This window comes from Streptomyces sp. NBC_00178 (assembly GCF_036206005.1).
In the GTDB taxonomy this organism is placed as follows: Bacteria; Actinomycetota; Actinomycetes; order Streptomycetales; family Streptomycetaceae; genus Streptomyces.
The window spans coordinates 6360065-6379003 of record NZ_CP108143.1 but is presented as its reverse complement, the minus strand read 5'-3'; the positions used below and the strand labels follow the sequence as shown (position 1 = coordinate 6379003).

Genomic DNA, 18939 nt, shown 5'->3' with positions numbered 1-18939 from the left:
GGCAGCCGTTCGCGCGGAACCACCGGCCGTTGCCGTACGAGCCGAAGGGCCGGGAGGCTCGGGCGCCTGCTCGTCCGGCGGGGCGGATAGGCTGGAGCGTCCGTGCCGAACCCGCCGGTTCCAGCCGTTCCCCGCCGGGGCACGCGTGTACGAGGAGCGACCCTTGCCCGACCCGATCCCTGATCCGCAGCGTGACGTTCGGCCCACCCTGGAAGCAGTGGCAGCCCGCGCCGGGGTTTCCCGGGCGACGGCGTCCCGGGTCGTCAACGGGGGTGCGGGCGTGCGCCAGCCGCTGGTGGACCAGGTACGCAAGGCGGTCGACGAACTCGGCTACATCCCGAACCACGCCGCGCGGACGCTCGTCACCCGGCGCAACGGCGCCGTCGCGGTGATCATCGACGAACCCGAGCTCCGGGTGTTCTCCGACCCGTTCTTTTCCCGCCAGATACGGGGCATCAGCCGCGAACTCAACGCGCACGACGCGCAGCTGGTACTGCTGCTGGTCGAGGGCAGCGGCGACTTCGACCGCGTCACCCGTTACCTGGCCGGCGGACACGTGGACGGCGTGCTCGCCTTCTCCCTGCACACGGACGACGAACTGCCCTCGATCATCAGGCGGTTCCGGGTTCCCACGGTGTACGGGGGCCGCCCGGAGCATCCGGCCGAGGGGGCCGGGGACGCGCCCCGCGTGCCGTACGTCGACTGCGACAACCGAGGCGGTGCACGCGACGCCGTGCGCCATCTGGTCTCGCTCGGCCGGCGGCGCATCGCGCACATCGCCGGGCCCCGTGACCAGACGTCGGCGCTCGACCGGATCGACGGTTACCACGACGTCCTTCCGGACGCGGGGACGGAGCTGATCACGGACGGCGACTTCACCGTCGAGGGCGGGGCCCGGGCCATGGCGGGGCTGCTGGACGCCCACCCCGACCTGGACGCGGTCTTCGTGTCCAACGATCTGATGGCCTCGGGCGCCCTGCGCGTGCTGCGCGAGCGGGGCGTACGGGTGCCCGAGGACGTGGCGGTGGTCGGCTTCGACGACATGACGTCGGTGGCCGCCGCCACCGAGCCGCCGCTGACGACGATCCGTCAGGACGTCGAGGGCATGGGGCGGCTGATGGTGCGTCTGCTCATGGAGCGGCTGAACAGCGACACCGGGACATGGCCCGAGTCGGTCGTCACTGCGACGGAGCTGATCCGCCGGGCGTCGGCCTGACCTGTCGCCACCGCCCCTGCCCGGCCCGCCGGGCGGCACGGGCGGAGCGGGCACGCGGCAGGTAGCGCAACCGCTCCGGGAGCAGCGGCACGACCGCCCGGACCACCGCCCCGAACCGCCGGAGCCGCCGCTCCTGCCGGGGAGTCCAGTCGAGCCCGATGGCCTCGCGGGCGTCCGGCGGCATCAGTCCGACGGTGACGAAGCGGCGGAACCGTGCGAGAGGCGGCAGCAGAAGCGGCCACGCGGCTCGTAGGACAAGCCGCAGGGCGAGCGGCCCCCGGTCGGGCGGCGGCACCGGGGCGTCCACGTCCACCAGCTCCCGTACGACGGTCGTGGCCTCCACCTCCTCGGCCAGCATGGCCCGGTAGTAGGGCCAGAACTCCTCGATCGTCGGCGGCATGTCCGCGTCCCTGAGCCCGAGGACGCGGCCGACCTGGAGCCACTCCCGGTACAGGGCGCGCTCCTGCGCCTGTGTGAGCGGGCGGACCAGGTAGCGCGAGGCGTGCTGGTAGACGGGAAAGCCCGTGGCGTGGACCCAGGCGTAGTTCGACGGCGTCAGCGCGTGGTACGGGCGGCCCCTGGTGTCGGTGCCCTGGATGGTGCGGTGCAGCCTTCTGAGCCTGCGCCCCTCCTGCGCGGCCTCCTCTCCCCCGTACACCCAGAGCTGGAGCGAGCGCAGGGACCGCTCCCCGCGCCCCCACGGGTCGGTGCGGAACACGGAGTGGTCGTCGACTCCGGCACCGACGGCCGGGTGGGCGACCTGGAGGGTGAGGGCCGCGGGCAGCATGAGCAGGCCCCGGATGTCGCCGGCGAGACTCCACAGGACGCCGCCCGGCGGGGGCGGGACGGGGTCTCCTGCGCTGTTCATGCGGGTGCTCCCAGGCATCGGCGGGACGCGGACCTGTGCGCGGCCCCGTGTCTTCCAGTATGCGATCCCGGGAGGGCGGGCGAGGCGGAGGCCGGGCGGCCAGGCGCTCCGCGCCCTGTCCGCCTGCAACCCCCCTGCCCCTCGTACAGCAGCGGTGGCGGTGTTGACGCACCCGATGAAACAAGTCGATAGTATTTGTAACTTTGACGCTCGCGAGGTGATGACTCATCACCTCGCTTGTTGCGGCTACGAGTTGCTCGCCCCGACGTACCGCCCGAAGCCCGTGACGGCCGCACCGGAGGCCTCCCCCGCGGGTTCGTACCCGAACGGCTCCCGTCCACCGAGGAGGTTGCACACCATGGGCCGCTACAGCCGACTGCGTGAGATCCGCCGGATGGATCCAGCCCGCGACTGCGCCGAGATACTCCGGCTGATGTCGCAGTACGAATTCCCGTGGGACTACCGTCAGGGCATCAGCGTCGCCTTCCTGCGCGACTACGGCGTGCCAAGGATCTCCTCGCTCCTCGACCGCACGCAGGAGTTCGAGCGCAACGGACAGAAGCGCTACGACGACACGGTCCTCTTCGGCTACGAGATGGCGGCCGAGGGATTCGACTCGGAGCGGGCGCGGGCTGCGGCCCGGCACCTCAACCGCATCCACGGCAGGTACCGCATCCCGAACGAGGACTACCTCTACGTGCTGGCCACCACCGTGGTCGGCCCCAAACGGTGGATCGACCGCTTCGGCTGGCGTCCCCTCTGCCCGCAGGAGACCGCGGCACTCGCGGAGGTGGGGAGGCGCATGGCCGAGATGATGGGCATCGAGGGCGCCCCCGACACCTACGAGGGCTTCGAGGCGCTGCTCGACTCCTACGAGGCCCGGATGTTCGCCTACGACCCGGCGAACCGTCGCGTCGCCAACGCCACCTTCCGGGTCATGGCGGCCTGGTATCCGGCGCCGCTGCGCCCGCTGGTCGCCAGGTTCTCGCTCGCCCTGCTGGACGAAGCACTGCTGCGGGCGCTCGGCTTCCCCGCGCAGCCCTGGTGGGCGCGCGCGGCGGCGGTGCGGCTCGTGCGCGCCCGCTCGCACGGGGTGCGCCTGCTGCCCGCCCGGCCGCGCTGGATACCTTCCCGGCCGAGACCCCGCAGCTACCCCTTCGGCTACCGGCTCGACGACCTCGGCCCGCACTGGGCACGGAGCCGTCCGCTGGAGCCCCTGCCGGTAGAGAGGTGATGACCCGCCGGAGCGGGCGGCTCTCCGCGACGCGCCCTGCACGGGAGCGTCCCGGTGGGAGGAGCGCGAGGGTGCCTCGGGGCGCCGCACCCGCTCCACGGCCGGCTCAGCGCACGCTGAGCAGCGGTACCAGGTAACGCCGGGCGAAGGCGCCCACCTGTTCGTCGTCGTCCAGCTCGAAGCAGCTCACCGGGTTGAGGAGGAAGGAGACGGTGATCCGCACCATCAGTTCGGCGACGGGCGTCGGGTCCGTCTCCGGGCGGCCTTCGGCCCGCTGGGCATGACGCAGCCGGTCGGCCAGGTACTCACGCATCGCGACGAAGGCGGGCCCGCTCTCCAGGGTGAGGAAGGGGAGCAGCGTCTCCGGCTCCAGCCGCAGCAGGCCTCCGACCAGCGGGTGTTCGCGGATGTGCTTGAGCACGGCCACGAACCCGGCGACGAGCCGGTCCTCGATGGTCGGCAGCGACGCCACGGCCTCGTCGACGTCCGCCACGAAGCGCCGGTACTCACGCAGCAGACAGGCGGAGACGAGACCGTCCTTGTTGCCGATCCTCCGGTACACGGTCACGCGCGAGACCTTGGCCCGCTTGGCCACGTCGTCGACGGTGGAGCGCCGCAGCCCGAACGTCACGAACTGCTCGCGTGCGGCGTCCAGGATCTGTTCGTTCAGCGCGTCGGAAGGTGGGATCTCGACGAGCGCCCTGGCCAGCAGGGTCTCGTCAGCGCTCCGTGCCGCCATGGGGCCTCCCGTCCGCGGTGGCGTCCCCACCCTATCGGCCACGCGACGGAGTCACCCGTCCCGTGTCCCTGTGACGCGACCGCCGGCGGCCCGTCACCGCCCTCACCCGTGGTCGTACACCGTCACCTCGACCCCACGGTTCACGAGCCGCTCCGTGATCAGGGGCTCGACCCGGGACCACAGGCCACCGGCCAGCCCGCAGCCGATCCTCGGCATGTGGACCGAGGCGCCCAGCGCGGACGCCCGTGCGGCCACCTTGGCGAGGCCGTCGGCGATCGCCTCGTAGCGCACGGGGGCACCCCTGCCGGCGGTGCGTATCCCACGCTGGCCCACGACGTTGGCGACCCACACGTACGGGTCGACCTGGACGAACTGCGCGGCGCCCAGCCCGAAGTCGTTGCCCGCGCGCTCACGGTGCCAGCGTCGGTACGCGGTCTCGGGCTCCGGCCACCGGCGCGACAGCGCGACGCCGAAGCCCTTGCCCCAGCCGCCCAGGTCGTTGCAGACATGGACGATGATCTTGGCACCCTTGCCCTGCGGCACGGTGGCGTCCCCCTGGACGTACGTGATTCCCGGCATGACGTCACCGTACGGGCCGTCACTGACACCGGCCCCGGCACCACGTAGGCGGACCGCCACCGCGGGATCTGTCGCGGGCCCCCGGCACCGGACACTTACACAACAGTGGTGAGACAGCAATACTGTTGCACCTGGGTGACGCACCGGCCGCCGGGAGACCCCCGGGACACCGCGGACACGCGCACCGGCCGGCAGGAGCGAGGAGCAGAGATGGCTGCGGGGACCGAGGAGCCGACGCTGACCGTCGACGAACTGGCGGCGCGGGCGGGGGTGACGGTGCGTACGGTGCGCTTCTACAGCACCCGGGGCCTGCTGCCGCCTCCGGTCATCGGCCCCCGGCGCGTCGGCCACTACGGCCACGCGCACCTCTCCAGGCTGGCGCTCATCGAGGAGCTCCAGCACCAGGGCATGACGCTGGCCGCCATCGAACGCTACCTCCAGCAGCTCCCGCCCGACCTGAGCGCGCAGGACCTCGCGATCCACCGCGCGCTGGTGGCGTCGTGGGCCCCGGACGCCGCGGAGGACATGGAGCGCGGCGAGCTGGAGCGGCGCGCGGGCCGGACACTCAGCAGGCAGGACGTGGACCGGCTGGCGGCCATGGGGGTGCTGGAGCGCGCGGAGAAGCCCGGGGGGCCGCTCAGGGTGGATCCGGGCCTGCTGCGGCTCGGGGTGGAACTCCTGGACGTGCCCATCGCCCACGAGACGATCCTGGCGGCACGCACGGTCCTGCTGGAGCACACCAGGTCGGCCGCCCACGAGCTGACGCGGCTGTTCCGGGACGAGGTGTGGAACCCCTACCGGGAGCGGGAGTCGGACCCGGAGCACGTGAAGGCGATGAAGTCCCTCTCCGCCCACATGCAGCCGATGGTGCTGCAGGCGCTGCTGACCGCCTTCCAGCGATCGCTCAAGGAGGAACTGCGGGCCGCGTTCACCGCCGAGGAGCAGGGGTGAGCACGGCCCGCGGGGCCGGCGTCGACGTCAGTCGTGGAACGTCCCGCCCCCGGCCGCCTTCTCCAGCAGGAGCGCGGACGGCAGGAAGCGGTCGCCGTAACGCTCGGCCAGCTGCTGGGCGCGCGCCACGAAGCCGGGCAGGCCGCCCTCGTAACCGTTGATGTACTGGAGCACTCCGCCGGTCCACGCGGGGAAGCCGATTCCCATGATGGAGCCGATGTTGGCGTCGGCGACGGTCGTGAGGACGTTCTCCTCCAGGCAGCGGACGCTGTCCAGTGCCTCGGCGAAGAGCATCCGCTCCTTCATGTCCTCGAACGGGATCTCCACGTCCCGGCGGGTGAAGTGCTCGCGGAGTCCGGGCCACAGGGCGCCCCGGCCGCCGTCCTCGCCGTACTCGTAGAAGCCCGCTCCCCCGCTGCGGCCCGGCCGCCCGAACTCGTCGACCATCCGGTCGATGACCTCGTCGGCGGGGTGCGTGGCCCAGGTGCCGCCCGCCTCCTCGACGGCGCGGCGGGTCTCGTCGCGGATCCTGCGCGGCAGGGTGAGCGTCAGCTCGTCCATGAGGGAGAGCACCTTGGCCGGGTAGCCGGCCTGCGCCGCCGCCTGCTCGACCGACGCGGGCTCCACGCCCTCGCCGACCATCGCGACACCCTCGTTGATGAAGTGCCCGATGACACGCGAGGTGAAGAAGCCGCGTGAGTCGTTGACGACGATCGGGGTCTTCTTGATGCGTCGCACCAGGTCGAAGGCCCGCGCGAGGGCTTCGTCACCGGTCCTCTCGCCCTTGATGATCTCGACGAGCGGCATCTTGTCGACCGGCGAGAAGAAGTGCAGCCCGATGAAGTCGGCGGGCCGTTCAACGCCTTCGGCGAGCACGGTGATGGGCAGCGTCGAGGTGTTGGAGCAGAGCAGCGCGTCGGGCTCGACGATGCCCTGGATCTCCTCGAACACCTTGTGCTTGAGCGCGGTGTCCTCGAAGACGGCCTCGATGACCGCGTCGCAGCCCGCGAGGTCGGCCGGGTCACCGGTCGGGGTGATGCGCGCCAGCAGCCCGTCGCGCTCCGCCTCGGTCGTACGGCCGCGGGACAGCGCCTTGGCCAGGAGCTTCTCGCTGTACGCCTTGCCCTTCCCGGCGGCCTCGGTGGACACGTCCTTGAGCACCACGTCGATTCCGGCACGCGCGCAGGAGTGGGCGATGCCGGCTCCCATCATGCCGGCGCCGAGGACGGCCACCTTGCGGACCGGCCGCTCCGGGATGCCCGCGGGGCGGCTGGCACCGGAGTTGACGGCCTGGAGGTCGAAGAAGAACGCCTGGATCATGTTCTTGGCGACCTGGCCGGTGACCAGCTCGGTGAAGTAGCGGGCCTCGATGACCTGCGCGGTCTCGAAGTCCACCTGCGCGCCCTCGACCGCCGCGGCCATGATGTTGCGGGGCGCGGGCATGGGGGCGCCGGCCAGCTGCTTCTTCAGGTTGGCGGGGAAGGCGGGCAGGTTGGCGGCGAACTTCGGGTTCGACGGGGTGCCGCCGGGGATCCGGTAGCCCTTGACGTCCCAGGGCTGCTGCGACTCCGGGTGGGCGTCGATGAAGGCGCGGGCCTTGTCGAGCATCTCCTCACGCCCGGCGGCGACCTCGTGGATCAGCCCGTTCTCCAGGGCCCGCGCGGGCGTGTACTGGGTGCCCTGGAGGAGGACCTTCAGCAGCGCGTCGGCGATGCCCATCAGCCGCACGGTGCGGGTGACACCGCCGCCCGCGGGCAGCAGGCCGAGGGTGACCTCGGGCAGGCCGATCCTGGAGCCCGGGGCGTCCAGGGCGACGCGGTGGTGGGCGGCCAGCGCGATCTCGTAACCACCGCCGAGAGCGGCTCCGTTGATCGCGGCGACGACCGGCTTCCCGAGGGTCTCGATGCGGCGCAGCGACCTCTTGATCGCAGTACCGGCGTCGAAGGCGTCCTGGGCGTTGTCCGGGCCGATCCGGACCATGTCCTTCAGGTCACCGCCGGCGAAGAAGGTCTTCTTGGCGGAGGTGTAGATGATGCCCCGGATGGTGTCCTTCTCGGCCTCCGCACGGTCGGCGACGGCCGCGATGGAGTCCCGGAACGCCTGGTTCATCGTGTTGGCGGACTGGTTGGGGTCGTCCAGTACGAGGGTGACGACGCCGGTCTCGTCCTGTTCCCAGCGAATGGTCGTGCTCTCGGTCATCTGCTTGTCTTCTCCGTAGGAAGGGGAACGGTCAGAGGCGCTCGACGACGGTGGCGACGCCCATGCCGCCGCCGACGCAGAGGGTGGCGAGGCCGTAGCGCTTGTCCTGGCGCTCCAGTTCGTCGATGAGCGTGCCGAGGATCATCGCGCCGGTAGCTCCGAGGGGGTGGCCGAGCGCGATGGCGCCGCCGTTGACGTTGACCTTGTCGAGGGACAGACCCATGTCGCGCACGAAGCGCAGGACGACTCCGGCGAACGCCTCGTTGATCTCGACGAGGTCGATGTCGTCGATGGTGAGCCCGGCCTTGGCAAGCGCCTTGCGGGTCGCGGGAGCCGGTCCGGTGAGCATGATGGTCGGTTCGGAGCCGGAGACTGCCGCGGAGACGATCCGGGCACGCGGGGTGAGCCCGTAGCGCTCGCCGGTCTCCTTCGACCCGATGGCGACGAGGGCCGCCCCGTCCACGATCCCGGACGAGTTGCCCGCGTGGTGGACGTGGTCGATCTTCTCGACCCAGTGGTACTTCTGCAGGGCCACGGCGTCGAAGCCGCCCATCTCGCCGATGGCGGCGAAGGACGGCTTGAGGCCGGCGAGCGAGTCCGCGGTGGTGCCGGGACGCATGTGCTCGTCGTGGCCGAGCACGAGGAGGCCGTTGCGGTCCCTGACGGGGACGACGGAGCGGGCGAAGCGTTCCTCCTTCCACGCCGTCGCTGCGCGCTCCTGCGACAGCGCCGCGTACTCGTCGACGTCACGCCGCGAGAAGCCCTCGATGGTCGCGATGAGGTCGGCACCGATGCCCTGGGGGGCGAAGCCGGTCTCGAAGCTGGTCATCGGGTCCATGGCCCAGGCGCCGCCGTCGGAACCCATCGGCACGCGGGACATCGACTCGACACCACCGGCGAGCACGAGGTCCTCCCAGCCGGAACGGACCTTCGCGGCGGCGAGGTTGACCGCTTCCAGGCCGGAGGCGCAGAAGCGGTTCTCCTGTACGCCCGCCACGGAGTCCGGCAGCCCGGCGGCGATGGCGGCGATACGGGCGATGTCGGAGCCCTGGTCGCCCAGGGGGCTGACGACGCCGAGGACGATGTCGTCGATGGCCGCAGGGTCCAGGTCCGGGAAGCGTCCCCGGATCTCGTGGATGAGGCCGACGACGAGATCGATCGGCTTGGTGCCGTGCAGGGCGCCGTTGGCCTTGCCGCGGCCGCGCGGGGTGCGGATCGCGTCGTAGACGAATGCTTCGGTACTCAAGGCAGCTGCCTTTCGGGGTCGGTGAGGGACGGCGAGGAGCGGGAACGGCGAGGAGCGGCGAGGAGCGGCGAGGCCGAGCAGCGGGGAGGTCAGGCGAGGAGGGAGCGGCCGATGATCTCCTTCATGATCTCGGTCGTCCCGCCGTAGATGGTCTGGATGCGCCCGTCGGTGAACGCCTTCGCGACCCGGTACTCCGCCATGTAGCCGTAGCCGCCGTGGAGTTGGAGGCAGCGGTCGGCCACGCGCTTCTGCAGTTCGGTGGCCCACCACTTGGCCATCGACGCGTGCACGGCGTCGAGCGTCCCCTCGGAGTGGTCGACGATGCACCGGTCGAGGAAGGCCCGGGTGACGGCGCACTCGGTGGCCATCTCGGCGATCTCGAACCGGATGTGCTGGAGCTTGGAGAGGGGACGCCCGAAGGCCTCGCGCTCCTTGACGTAGTCGGTGGTGATCTCCAGGAGGTGTTCGGCGGCGGCGATGCCGGCGACCGCTATGCCCATGCGTTCCTGGGCCAGGTTGGTCATGAGGTGCAGGAAGGCGCCGTCGCGTTCGCCCAGCAGGTTGTCCTTGGGGACGCGTACGTCCTCGAAGAACAGCTCGGCGGTGTCCTGGGACTTCTGGCCGATCTTGTCCAGGTTGCGGCCCCGCTCGAAGCCCTCGGCTCCGCGTTCGACGACGAGCAGGGAGAGGCCCTTCGCGCCGCCCTCGGGTGTCGTCCTGGCCACGACGACGACGAGGTCGGCGAGGATGCCGTTGGAGATGAAGGTCTTCGAGCCGTTGAGGAGCCAGTGGTCCCCCTTGTCCTGGGCCGAGGTGCGGATGCCCTGGAGGTCGGAGCCCGCGCCCGGTTCGGTCATGGCGATGGCGGTGATGGTCTCGCCGCTGCAGAACCCGGGCAGCCAGCGGCGCTTCTGCTCCTCGGTGGCAAGGCCGGTGAGATAGGGCCCGATGATGTCGTTGTGGAGTCCGAGCGCGAGCCCGGAGACCCCGGCCCGGGTGAACTCCTCGGCGAGCACGGCGCTGTAGCGGAAGTCCGTGGTGCCGCCACCGCCGTACTCCTCGGGCACGGCGAGGCCGAGGAGTCCCTGGCGCCCCGCGGCGAGCCATGCTTCGCGCGAGACGATGCCGTCCCGCTCCCACTGCTCGTAGTGCGGGAGGACCTCCTTCGAGAGGAAGGTGCGGACCGTCGCGCGGAACGCGTCGTGCTCGTCGGTGAAGATCTGCCGTTGCACTTCAAGCCCCCTGGAGCCATGTCTTGACGGTGGAGATCGGGCGCGCCGGACGGGGTCCGGCGGAGCGTTCCATCAGCGGGCCGGTTCCCTCCCGTGCGCCCGCAGGCCCGGCAGGTCCCAGTCCGCGGCGACGTCCTCGGTGTCCGCCCCCGGCAGCGCGGGGCCGCTCCGGACGGACACGGGCGTCGCGGAGAAGCGGGGCGCGGGGGCGGGCTGGGTGAGGCCGCCGTGTTCCACATAGGTCGCCCGGGCGGCGAGGTGAGGGTGGCCGGGGGCTTCGCGGAGCGAGAGCACGGGGGCGGTACAGGCGTCCGTGCCCTCGAAGACCTCGGTCCACTCGGCGCGGGTACGGCTGGCGAACCGCTCGGTGACGCGGGCGCGCAGCGCTTCCCACTGTCCCGGGTCGTCGCGGTCGGGCGCGTCGTCGCCGAGTTCCAGGAGCGTGGCGAACTCGTCGTAGAACCGGGGCTCCAGGGGTCCGACCGCCATGTACCCGCCGTCGGCGGTCTCGTAGCAGCCGTAGAAGGGGCAGCCGCCGTCGAGGAGGTTGGCGCCGCGCCGGTCCTGCCAGCTGCCGGCCGCCAGCATGCCGTGGATCATCGTGGCGAGGTGGGCGGCGCCGTCGACGATCGCCGCGTCGACGACCTGGCCGGCCCCCTCCGGCGTACGGGCGTGCTGGAGGGCGGCGAGCACGCCGACGACCAGGTAGAGCGAGCCGCCCGCGTAGTCGCCGACGAGGTTGGCCGGTACGGTCGGCGGCCCGCCGGACCCGCCGATCATGGACAGGGTGCCGCTGAGGGCGATGTAGGCGATGTCATGCCCCGCCCGGTCGGCCAGCGGCCCGTCCTGGCCCCAGCCGGTCATCCGCCCGTACACGAGCCGGGGGTTGCGTGCCAGACAGGCGTCGGGCCCCACCCCCAGGCGTTCGGCGACGCCCGGCCGGTAGCCCTCGATCAGCACGTCGGCGCGCTCGACGAGGCCGAGCACCTGGGCCGGCCCGTCCTCGGCCTTGAGGTCGACGAGGACGGAACGCTTGTTGCGGTTGGTGAGGTCGAAGGCGGGATCGATGCCGAGCACCGAACCCCCGGGGCGGTCGACCCGCACCACGTCGGCGCCGAGGTCCGCGAGGAGCATCGCGGCGAACGGGCCCGGGCCGATGCCGGCCAGTTCGACGACGCGCACCCCGGTCAGCGGGCCCCGCGACCCGTGCCCTGTCGTTGTCATCAAGCCCCCAGCGGTATGACACAACTGATGTAACATCGATGATGCTAAGAACCGGCCGCGCTCCGCACAACCCTTTTGGCCGAGCAAGCGCTTAGTTGCTTCCCCCGGGATCCTCTCGCACCGAGACCCTCCCGGCCGTACGGCGCCACGAACGCCTCGGCTAACCTCTGCCTGCCACATCGGCACCCGGCTCCCCGCGGAGGCACTCATGAACAGGCAGAACGGGGCAGAACGCCCCTATGACGTGGTCCTTTTCGGAGCTACCGGCTTCGTGGGGGCACTCACCGCCGAATATCTCGCCGCCCACGCACCGCACGGCTGCCGCTGGGCCCTGGCGGGCCGCAGCCGCGCGAAGCTGGAACACCTGCGCGACCGCCTCGCCGCGGACCATCCGCACTGCGCGGACCTCCCGCTGCTGACGGCGGACGCCGACGACGACGAGGCCCTGCGCGAACTGGCGGGCTCGGCACACGTGGTGGCCTCCACGGTCGGTCCGTACGTCTGGTACGGCGAGAAGCTGGTCGCCGCCTGCGCGGACGCGGGCACGGACTACGCGGACCTCACGGGCGAGGCCGAGTTCGTCGACCGGATGTATCTGGAGCACGACGCCCGGGCCCGCGAGACCGGAGCCCGCCTCGTGCACGCCTGCGGTTTCGACTCCGTGCCCCACGACCTCGGCGCCTACTTCACCGTCCAGCAGCTTCCCGAGGGCGTGCCCCTGACCGTCGACGGTTTCGTACGCACCGACGCCGTGTTCTCGGGCGGTACGTTCGCCTCCGCCCTCACCGCCATGGGGCGCGGCCCGCAGATGCTGCGCGCCGCCAGGGAACGCAGGCTGCACGAACCGCGGCTGGTCGGCCGCCGGGCCCGCGCCCCGCAGGGGTCACCGCACTTCAGCCCGGAGACGGGCACCTGGGCGCTGCCCCTGCCCACCCTGGACCCGCGCGTCGTCGAGCGCTCGGCGCGGGCACTGGAGCGCTACGGACCCGACTTCCGCTACCGGCACTTCGCCTCGGTCGAGCGCCTGCCGATGGCGCTCGGCGGTTCCGCGGCCGTGGGTCTGCTGCTGTGCGCCGCCCAGATACCCGCGGCACGCACCTGGCTGTCGGCCCGGGTCGAGCCGGGCACGGGCCCGGACGAGCGGCGCAGGCGGCGCAGCTGGTTCACGGTCCGCTTCGTCGGGGAGGGCGGCGGTCGGCGGGTGTTCACCGAGGTGTCGGGCGGCGACCCGGGCTACGGCGAGACGGCGAAGATGCTGGCCGAATCGGCGCTCTCACTCGCCCTGGACGACTTGCCGGCGACATCGGGCCAGGTCACGACCGCCGTGGCGATGGGCGACGCGCTCATCGGGCGGCTCACGGCCGCGGGACTGCGTTTCCGGGTCGCGGCGGAGCGCTGACCGCCACCGGGCCGGGTGGGGCCCGGGGGTCAGCTCATCCAGGACGCCAGCGTGACGACCATGGACACGGTCCAGGCGGCTCCCGCGAGGACGCCCAGGGTCATGCCCACGGCGACGCCGCGCTGGGAGAGACGTACGGTTCCGGTGCTCATCTGCGGTGCGCGGTGGTCGATCATGTGTACCAGCCTGCCCCTGATGTTCGACGAGGAACATCCGTCCTTGTACTCAGTTGGCAACAGAACCGCCCCGCCCTTGCCCCGGCTCCCGCCGGAGCCGCCGTCAGCCGACCGCCTCCCGCAGCGCGGTGCGGCACAGCGCGTCGGCCCGGCGGGTGGTCTCCGGCTGGCGGAACTCCCGGGCCAGCGCGAGCGTGTGGGCGCACGCCCCGTCCAGATCCGTGCGGTGGCCGACGGAGACGAACACGGGCTTCGTGCCGTCCTGCGTGCGCACGGCGCGCCCCACCTCCTCGTCCCCGTCCAGGAGCGGGGCCCAGTCGCCCCGCAGCGGGCCCGGTTCCTCGTGGCGGAAGGTGAAGGGGTTCTTCGCCACCCCGATGACGGGGAGGCCGGTGAGGACGCCGAGGTGGCTCGCGAGCCCGAACCTGCGCGGGTGGGCCCTGCCGTATCCGTCGCAGACGACGAGGCCGGGGTCCACGGGCAGTCCCTCCAGCGCGGCCAGCACGGCGGGGAGTTCCCGGAAGGCGAGGAGCCCGGGGACGTACGGAAACGTCACGCGGCCCTCGGCGGTCGACTCGGCGACCACCTCCAGGGTCGCGGCGTCCAGGACCACGGCGGCGGCGACCACGAGGTCCCGCTCGTCGTCGTAGGCCACGTCGACCCCGGTGACGAGGCCGGTGCCGGGCGGCGGCCCCGGCTCGTCCAGTACCACCCGGGGCCGCAACGCGTCCTGCACGGCGCGGGCTTCGGCCTCGTCGGCGGGCATCCGGAAGGTCGTCATGGCGGGTCAGTCTAGGGGCCGCCCCTTGAGGCGGCCGGAGCCCGGCAGGCCGGTTCGCCGCCGGCCGGCAACGCACCGGCCGGCCGGCGGCGCCCCGGGTGTCACGCGAACCGTGCGACGCGGCCCTTCTCGCCCGAGGCCCAGCAGCCGCCGTCCGCGGCACAGTCCACGGTGTCGTACGAACCGGTGTCCACCGTCCGCCAGGTGCGCCCGCCGTCCCGCGTGACATCGGTGCCGGTGGGACCGACGGCCAGCGCCGACCGGCGGCTGTGCGGCAGCCACGCGACGCCCGAACGGTAGGCCGGCGGCGGGGTGGTGGCCCGCTGCCAGGTCCGTCCGGCGTCCGCGGTGACGGCCGCCGCGTCCGGCGACGCCTGGCCGGCCCGGTAGTCACCGCCGACGGCGATGCCGTGGGCCCGGTCACGGAAGGCGAGGCCGAACACCCCGCGCGCGGGGTCCCCCGCGGGGATGCCCGGCCCCGCCTCGGTCCAGGTCAGCCCTCGGTCCCCGGAGTGCAGGACCCTGGCGGTCGCCGCGCCGCCGGTGGCCAGCCAGACGTCCCTGCCGCCCGCGCTGACGAGACACTGGCCGCTCGCCGCGAACCCCGCCTCGCCGGGCTGGGCGACCGGCATCCCGGCGGCGGGGAGCACCCGCCAGCTGCGGCCGCCGTCCGAGGTGGACAGGATCCGGAACCTGCCGTCGACCGGGTCGCTCATCGCCAGCCCGTGACGGCTGTCGAAGAAGGTCAGACAGTCGTAGAAGGCCCGGGGGTCGTCGTTGCGGAAGGACTCCGTCCAGGTCTTCCCCCCGTCACCCGTACGGAAGACGCGGGACGCCTCGCCCTCGCCGATGGCCAGGGCCACCGCCCTGCGCCGGTCGAAGGCCTCGATGTCACGGAACTCCAGACCGGCCCCACCGGCCGGCGACACGTCGCGCCAGTGCCTCCCGCCGTCCTCGGTGCGCAGCACGGTGCCGCCGGACCCCGCGACCCAGGCCGCGCGGTGGTCCACGGCGGCGAGGCCGCGGAACCGTGCGTCCGTCCCGGTGGCCGTGAGCTCCCACCCGGGCGTCCCGTGACGGTGCCTCACCTCTCCCGCCTGCGCCGACGGTCCGGCGAACGCGGCGGCCACCGCCGCCCCGCAGAGTCCCAGTGCCACCAGCAGTCTCGTCTTCCGCATGGCCGTCATGGCGCTGGAAGCTAACCCACCCCGCCGCGGGCGTCCAGGGTGCGCCGCGCGAAACGGGGCAGTCGACCGGGGGGAGGACGGCCCGGCGGTGACGCAGCTCACGCTGCCGGGCAGTGCACGGACGGGGAAGTTCCGTCGTCTACTCCAATGGCGGGAGCCGTCGTCCGAGGCGAGAGGGAGCAGGTCTTGTCCAGCGTTATCGAGCAGTCCGTGCAGGCCCGCATGGTCGCGTCCGCACCGCGGATGGAGACCCTGCCGGCGACTCTGCACTACGACCGCGGGGACCCCTTCGCCGTCCGCATGGCGTTCCCGGCACCGGCGACCCTCGAAGGCACCGAGGTGTCCTGGGAGTTCTCCCGGGAGCTCCTGGCCACCGGGATGGACTCCCCCGCGGGTGTCGGCGACGTCAGGGTGCGGCCGTTCGGATACGACCGCACGGTGCTGGAGTTCCACGCCGTCGAGGGCATCGCCATGGTGCACGTGCGGACGTCCGAGCTGCGCCGCTTCCTGAAACGCGCTCAGGAACTCGTCCCGGTGGGCGACGAGTACCGGTTCCTCGACCTCGACGGGGATCTGACGGACCTGCTCGGCGGGGCCTGCTGAGTCCTGGTCGTCGTCGGTCACGACCGCGGCCCGGAGGCGGACGTACGGCGCCGGAGGCGTGAACTCGCCGACGCCCACGTCAAGCTCTCCAGACGTCAGCGGTACGGCCCGAAAAGGTGGGTCATCAGGCGCGATCCCCCAAGGGCGTGACGGCGCAGCGCGGGCGGACGGCCCGGGAGCCGGCCGGAGAACACCGCACCGCGCACACCGGACGTCCCGCCCGGGGGCCCTCGACCGGACCGTCGAGGCGGTGAGGGACGACGAGGCGATCCGCGTCGAGCTGCCGCGCACACGGCTGCGGCCGGGGCAGGGCGTACGGCTGCTGCGCGATCCGGCTCGCTTCGCACCGGGCCCGAGGACAACGGCCGCCGCGCCCGACTGGCACATTTCCTTTTCAAAGGGGGCCGTTCGGACCTCCCCCGCGGGGACGTTGTCCGGAGGGGAGCTTCTGCGTGCCACACTGGCGGCACCGCTGCCGCCGAGCCGGCTCCGCGGCTCGTCCTGCCGGACGAGCAGACGAACGGTCTCGACCTGTCCGGCGTGCGCAGGCCGGCGTCGGCCCTGGAGGGGTACGAGGGGCGCTCGTCGCGGTGAGCCGCGGCGTCCCCTCCTCGGCTCACCGGGGATCACCGATGACCTGTGCTTGACGACGGCGGACTGCACGACATCGATCCGGAACGGCGTCGCGAGCAGACGCATGAAAGGGCCGTCTTGCGGCCACCACAGGCCACTGAGCTGGCCTGATCACCGTACGTGAGCGAGCGGTGCGAGGACCGGGCTTGGCTGCGGCCTTACCGCCGCCTTAACCTACGGTCACGTAACCTACGAAGCCGTAGGTAATTCTCCCGTCCCCAGGAGCGCTCGTGACGATCACCTCTCCCCACCTCGGCAGTTCGAAGGCGTGGACAGACGCCCAGCTGCTGTACGCGCTGGAGGAGGTGGTGGAGAAGGAACTGAACCGCCATCTCAAGGTCGCCAAGGCGTGGATGCCCCACGAGTACGTCCCGTTCTCCGACGGCCGGAACTTCCCCGGCGTCTTCGAGGACGGCGAGGCGTGGGAGTCCAGCCAGTCCAAGGTCACCGACATCGGGCGGATCGCCCTCGTCGTGAACCTGCTGACCGAGGACAACCTCCCCAGCTACCACCACGAGATCGCCTCCCTCTTCGGGCGTGACGGCGCCTGGGGCACCTGGGTGCACCGCTGGACGGCGGAGGAGGGCAGGCACGGCATCGTGATGCGTGACTACCTCCTCACCTCCCGCGCCGTGGACCCGGACAAGCTGGAGGAGTTCCGCATGGCGCACATGGCGGAGGGCTTCGAGTCCGACAACCGCCACTCCATGCTGCACTCCGTCGCGTACGTCGCCTTCCAGGAACTCGCGACCCGCGTCTCGCACCGCAACACCGGCCACCAGTCGGGCGACCCCGTCTGCGACCGCATGCTGGCGCGTATCGCGACCGACGAGAACCTGCACATGGTCTTCTACCGCAACCTGCTGGCCGCCGCGTTCGAGCTCGCGCCGGACCTGACGATGGAGGCCGTCCGGGACGTGGTGGTCAACTTCCGCATGCCCGGTCACGGGATGCCCGGATTCGAGCGGGCCGCCGCGCAGATGGCGATCGGTGAGATCTACAACATGCGCATCCACCACGACGACGTGATCCAGCCGGTGCTGCGCTACCTGAAGGTGCTCGACATCGACGGTCTCGGCCCCGAGGGCCTGAAGGCCCAGGAGGAACTCGGTCTCTACATGAGCGGCCTGGACAGCGAGGCGTCGAAGTTCGACGAGAAGCTGGCCGCACGCAAGGCCCGACTGGCAGCCCGCGCACAGGGCTGACGGCCGCCCGACCCGACACCCTCCGGACCGGTCCGCTCCCGGCCCGGAGGCCGCTCCCCGAACCGCGCGGCGAGAGGCGGCGCACGCTCCGGCGTGTGCCGCCTCTTCGGCTGAACCGCCCTTCCGGGGCGTGCGGCGGGCGGGGTGGGCCGCCCGTCCGGTCGGGCCGCACCGCACCGCACGACCTCACCGAACGTATTCTTGTCCGCGTGAAATCCGTGACGCGTCTGGTTCTCTTCGGTGCACCCCTTGCCATCGTCGCTTCGATCGTGCTCAACCACGGCGACTCCGAGGCGCCCACCGTGGTCGGGCAGGCCGCCACGGGAGCCACCGGCGGGACCACCGCAACGCCCCGGCCGGGACAGGGGTCGGACGAGGCCGCGGACGCGGAGCGGATCGCCTCAGTGCCGCCCGGTCTCGCCGCTCCCGCGATGAAGGAGACCGCGTCCCGGCTGGTGTCCAGCGCCGAGGCGTCCACCCTGGACTGGCGCAGCCGGTACGGGGCGATCGACGACATCGGCGACGGCACCGGCTACACGGCGGGGATCATCGGTTTCTGCTCCGGCACCGGCGACATGCTGCACCTGGTCGAGTCGTACACGAAGGGCCATCCGGACAATCCGCTCGCACGTTTCCTCCCCGCCCTCCGCAAGGTGGACGGGAGCGACTCGCACGAGGGGCTGGATCCCGGCTTCACCGACGCGTGGCACCAGGCCGCCGGCGAACCGGCGTTCCGGGAGGCGCAGGACCGCACGCGCGACGAGCTGTACTTCGATCCCGCGGTCCGGCTGGCGAAGCTGGACGGCCTCGGCACCCTGGGGCAGTTCGTCTACTACGACGCGATGGTGCTGCACGGGCCCGGTGTCGAGGCCGACGGCTTCTACGGCATCCGGGACGCCGCGACGGCCTCCGCGGACACGGTCGCGGAGGGCGGCGACGAGAAGGCGTACCTGAACGCCTTCCTCGACGCGAGCAGGTCGGCGATCAAGGCGCGGAAGGTGCAGCGCGACACGACCCGGATCGACACCGCGCAGCGGGTGTTCCTGCGCGCGGGAAACCTCGGCCTGGAGAAGCCGCTGGTGTGGCGGGTGTACGGCGAGACCTTCCGCCTGGACTGACCGGGTCGCCGAGGTGCCGCCCGGCTACGGGAGCCGGTCGCGGCCGGCGGCCCGCGTCGCGGCGGTCCCGGCCGTGTGCGGTGCGCGGTCAGCCCGCGTCGCGGCGGCCTCTGCGCATGCGCTCCCGCTCCTTCTCGGAGAGCCCGCCCCAGACGCCGAAGCGCTCGTCGTGGGTGAGTGCGTACTCGAGGCAGGCCGTACGGCCCTCACAGGCGTTGCACAGCTGCTTTGCCTCGCGGGTGGAGCTTCCGGGTGCGGGGAAGAAGAACTCGGGCCCGGCCTGGGCGCACAGCGCCGTCTCCTGCCAGGGGAGCTCTTCGGTCGTCGTGATGTTGATCGGCATGGAAGA

The 18939-nt window shown here is 72.1% G+C and carries 18 protein-coding genes; 7 read left to right on the top strand and 11 right to left on the bottom strand.

The window, feature by feature from the left end:
• Window positions 1–163: 163 nt before the first annotated feature.
• Window positions 164–1216: a LacI family DNA-binding transcriptional regulator gene (locus tag OHT61_RS27875; protein WP_329041999.1), complete on the top strand. Its 1053-nt coding sequence runs from the start codon at window positions 164–166 to the stop codon at window positions 1214–1216.
• On the opposite strand, the gene OHT61_RS27870 is transcribed toward OHT61_RS27875, so the two are convergent.
• Entirely contained in the window at window positions 1179–2084 is a 906-nt protein-coding gene (locus OHT61_RS27870; RefSeq protein WP_329041998.1) for an oxygenase MpaB family protein, read from the bottom strand. The two genes, OHT61_RS27875 and OHT61_RS27870, sit on opposite strands and share 38 nt — an antisense overlap.
• Before the next feature lie 358 nt (window positions 2085–2442).
• On the opposite strand from OHT61_RS27870, the gene OHT61_RS27865 reads away from it, so the two are divergent.
• Window positions 2443–3318, top strand: coding sequence for an oxygenase MpaB family protein (locus OHT61_RS27865; RefSeq protein WP_329041997.1), 876 nt, complete (start codon window positions 2443–2445; stop codon window positions 3316–3318).
• A gap of 106 nt (window positions 3319–3424) precedes the next feature.
• Here OHT61_RS27865 and OHT61_RS27860 read toward each other — a convergent pair whose 3' ends face one another.
• Entirely contained in the window at window positions 3425–4057 is a 633-nt protein-coding gene (locus tag OHT61_RS27860) for a TetR/AcrR family transcriptional regulator (RefSeq protein WP_329041996.1), read from the bottom strand.
• Window positions 4058–4159: 102 nt separating this feature from the next.
• The gene (locus tag OHT61_RS27855) at window positions 4160–4636 is read right to left on the bottom strand and encodes a macro domain-containing protein (RefSeq protein WP_329041995.1); all 477 of its coding nucleotides are present in this window, start codon (window positions 4634–4636) and stop codon (window positions 4160–4162) included.
• Between the two features lie 210 nt (window positions 4637–4846).
• Between OHT61_RS27855 and OHT61_RS27850 the strand changes: the two genes are divergently transcribed.
• A complete protein-coding gene (locus OHT61_RS27850; protein WP_329041993.1) occupies window positions 4847–5587 on the top strand; it encodes a MerR family transcriptional regulator in 741 nt (246 codons plus the stop codon).
• A 27-nt stretch (window positions 5588–5614) separates the two neighbouring features.
• Here the strand turns inward: OHT61_RS27850 and OHT61_RS27845 are convergent, their stop codons facing one another.
• The 4 genes from OHT61_RS27845 to OHT61_RS27830 form a co-directional block, all read right to left on the bottom strand.
• A complete protein-coding gene (locus OHT61_RS27845; RefSeq protein WP_329041992.1) occupies window positions 5615–7786 on the bottom strand; it encodes a 3-hydroxyacyl-CoA dehydrogenase NAD-binding domain-containing protein in 2172 nt (723 codons plus the stop codon).
• Window positions 7787–7817: 31 nt separating this feature from the next.
• The gene (locus OHT61_RS27840) at window positions 7818–9032 is read right to left on the bottom strand and encodes an acetyl-CoA C-acetyltransferase (protein ID WP_329041990.1); all 1215 of its coding nucleotides are present in this window, start codon (window positions 9030–9032) and stop codon (window positions 7818–7820) included.
• Window positions 9033–9121: 89 nt separating this feature from the next.
• Window positions 9122–10264, bottom strand: coding sequence for an acyl-CoA dehydrogenase family protein (locus OHT61_RS27835; RefSeq protein WP_329041989.1), 1143 nt, complete (start codon window positions 10262–10264; stop codon window positions 9122–9124).
• A gap of 72 nt (window positions 10265–10336) precedes the next feature.
• On the bottom strand, window positions 10337–11488 hold the full coding sequence (locus OHT61_RS27830; protein WP_329041988.1) for a CaiB/BaiF CoA transferase family protein: 1152 nt from the start codon (window positions 11486–11488) through the stop codon (window positions 10337–10339).
• Between the two features lie 208 nt (window positions 11489–11696).
• Here OHT61_RS27830 and OHT61_RS27825 point away from each other — a divergent pair, with 208 nt between their 5' ends.
• The gene (locus OHT61_RS27825) at window positions 11697–12887 is read left to right on the top strand and encodes a saccharopine dehydrogenase family protein (RefSeq protein WP_329041987.1); all 1191 of its coding nucleotides are present in this window, start codon (window positions 11697–11699) and stop codon (window positions 12885–12887) included.
• A 29-nt stretch (window positions 12888–12916) separates the two neighbouring features.
• Here OHT61_RS27825 and mmpA read toward each other — a convergent pair whose 3' ends face one another.
• The 3 genes from mmpA to OHT61_RS27810 all read right to left on the bottom strand — a co-directional run bounded on the left by mmpA (window position 12917) and on the right by OHT61_RS27810 (window position 15031).
• Window positions 12917–13063, bottom strand: a complete 147-nt coding sequence (mmpA, locus tag OHT61_RS27820) for a morphogenic membrane protein MmpA (protein WP_329041986.1) — start codon at window positions 13061–13063, stop codon at window positions 12917–12919.
• 103 nt (window positions 13064–13166) lie between these two features.
• Window positions 13167–13844 (bottom strand): endonuclease V, encoded by a 678-nt coding sequence (locus OHT61_RS27815; protein WP_329041984.1) that lies wholly within the window; start codon window positions 13842–13844, stop codon window positions 13167–13169.
• Between the two features lie 101 nt (window positions 13845–13945).
• A complete protein-coding gene (locus tag OHT61_RS27810) occupies window positions 13946–15031 on the bottom strand; it encodes a WD40/YVTN/BNR-like repeat-containing protein (RefSeq protein ID WP_329041982.1) in 1086 nt (361 codons plus the stop codon).
• Between the two features lie 186 nt (window positions 15032–15217).
• Between OHT61_RS27810 and OHT61_RS27805 the strand changes: the two genes are divergently transcribed.
• From OHT61_RS27805 to OHT61_RS27795, 3 genes are all read left to right on the top strand, one after another.
• A complete protein-coding gene (locus tag OHT61_RS27805; RefSeq protein WP_329041981.1) occupies window positions 15218–15634 on the top strand; it encodes an SsgA family sporulation/cell division regulator in 417 nt (138 codons plus the stop codon).
• A gap of 863 nt (window positions 15635–16497) precedes the next feature.
• On the top strand, window positions 16498–17472 hold the full coding sequence (locus OHT61_RS27800) for an acyl-ACP desaturase (RefSeq protein WP_329041980.1): 975 nt from the start codon (window positions 16498–16500) through the stop codon (window positions 17470–17472).
• Window positions 17473–17690: 218 nt separating this feature from the next.
• Window positions 17691–18590, top strand: a complete 900-nt coding sequence (locus OHT61_RS27795) for a chitosanase (protein ID WP_329043405.1) — start codon at window positions 17691–17693, stop codon at window positions 18588–18590.
• An 88-nt stretch (window positions 18591–18678) separates the two neighbouring features.
• Here the strand turns inward: OHT61_RS27795 and OHT61_RS27790 are convergent, their stop codons facing one another.
• On the bottom strand, window positions 18679–18933 hold the full coding sequence (locus OHT61_RS27790; RefSeq protein ID WP_329041979.1) for a WhiB family transcriptional regulator: 255 nt from the start codon (window positions 18931–18933) through the stop codon (window positions 18679–18681).
• Window positions 18934–18939 lie beyond the last annotated feature (6 nt).